Consider the following 1,781-nt stretch of genomic DNA (forward strand, 5'->3'; position numbering starts at 1 on the left):
TCTGTTTCGGGCAATACAACCGCGACAACTCCGTCCAAAGCCCTGCCGGGGGACAACCGCAGTCCGTGGGAATGACCGAGCGACTGGCCCAGGGCAATCTGCGGATGTACGAGCAGATGTGGAACCGCTGGGTCGCCGAGATGGGTTTGAACGACCTGAACGAGTCCGGCGATCCCGCAAAGCGCGACGGCAACAAGTATAGAAGCAACTTCAACTTTCTGATGACCTGGAACGACGGCGGCGGCGGCGGCGCCTACATGTCCGCGGACGCCAACGGCTTCGCTTACGCCATGGCGAACCCCACTTACTGCCGCTGGGACCCGCCGTCGGGCGCCACTCCGCATGAACATGGACACGTGTGGGAAGGCACGACCGGCGGCTTCAACGGCAGCAATAGCTCGGGGATGTGGTGGGAGTGCACCGCCAACTGGATGCAGCTCCAGTTTCTCAACACCTACCCGACCGCCCAGAACTACGTGGCCAACGCGATGTATTACCCCGCGCATGGCCGGGATTTTTACGACTCATGGGCGATCTGGGAGGCGGCGCGGGACGATCCGCGCTACGGCGGCTTCTGGACAAACAAGGTCTGGACCGACGCGAACGCGAGCCAGAGAGTGAACGAGTACATCCTGGACCGCATGATCCGGGTGGACACTTCGGGTTCGCCCGACAAGGCCGGCGCCGTAAAGGACCTCTGGGGCGACATGGCCAGGAAGTGCATCACGTGGGATTTCGAGCGGCAGCAGTGGCTTAAAGCCGACAGCAAAGCCGACGACGGCACCGACTGGGAGTTCTACCGGAAGAACCGCACCCCCCTGGTGAAAGTGCCTGGCGCCGCCGGGTGGTACCGGCCCGCGCGCGCGCACGTCCCCGAGGAGTTCGGTTTCAACTTGATCCCCCTCGCCGTGTCGGCGGGATCCATCGTTTCCTGCGATTTCCAGCCGCAGTCCGATCCGGTCCGGCAGTCCGACTGGCGCGCGTGTCTGGTGGCTGTTTCGAACAACGGCGATGCCCGGTATTCCTGCCTGTGGAACAAGGGAACGAACTCGATTACCCTCTCATCGGATGAAGGCAAGCTCTATCTGGCGGTCATAGCGGTTCCGAAGCCGATGAAGATCGCCGACCCCATGTGGAAGGCGTACATCACCGACGCCGGCGTTCAGTTCCCTTACGCCGTCTCGTTCACGAACGCGACGCCGAGGAATGCGGTGTACCCGCGGCCTTCGGTGACAGGAACTACCCACGCCAACGGCGGCGGGTTCAAACAGAACGGGACTACCGTGGATGCCTCGGCCTACGTTGGGCCCAACGCGATGGTATTGAACACGGCACAGGTCCGCGGCAACGCCCGGATCGAGGACTACGCCGTGGTCGCCGGCAGCGCCCAAATCCGCGACTACGCGGTGGTGTCCGGTCACGCGAGGGTTGAGGGAACGGCGCAGGTGTACGGCAACGCCACAGTCAGGGATTGGGCAAGGGTTTTTGGCAACGCCCAGATATATGAGAACGCCAAAGTCATCGAGCACGCCAACTGTGGCGATACCGACAACACCGTTTACGGCAGCGCGGTCATGAAGGGAACGACCTACGTCTACAGCCCCTCGACCTTCCTGGGTTGTCTCATCATGGACGGCGACTCGGCCAACGGCAACTCGGGCGTCGGCGGGAGCAATGGAGTCCACTTCGGCTGGGGATGGGGGCAGGACACCGCCCGCTTCAACCAGCTGACGAACAACAACTACATCTATGCGCGCCACTCCTTTGAGAAGGACAACCCC

The 1,781-nt window shown here is 62.7% G+C and carries 1 protein-coding gene; it reads left to right on the top strand.

The window, feature by feature from the left end; genetic code table 11:
- Positions 1–71 precede the first annotated feature (71 nt).
- On the top strand, positions 72–1,781 hold a 1,710-nt coding region (locus tag NTW26_12045), incomplete at its 3' end, for a DUF6055 domain-containing protein (GenBank protein ID MCX7022979.1).

The sequence above is a fragment of the bacterium genome (assembly GCA_026398675.1).
Lineage (GTDB): Bacteria > RBG-13-66-14 > RBG-13-66-14 > RBG-13-66-14 > RBG-13-66-14 > RBG-13-66-14.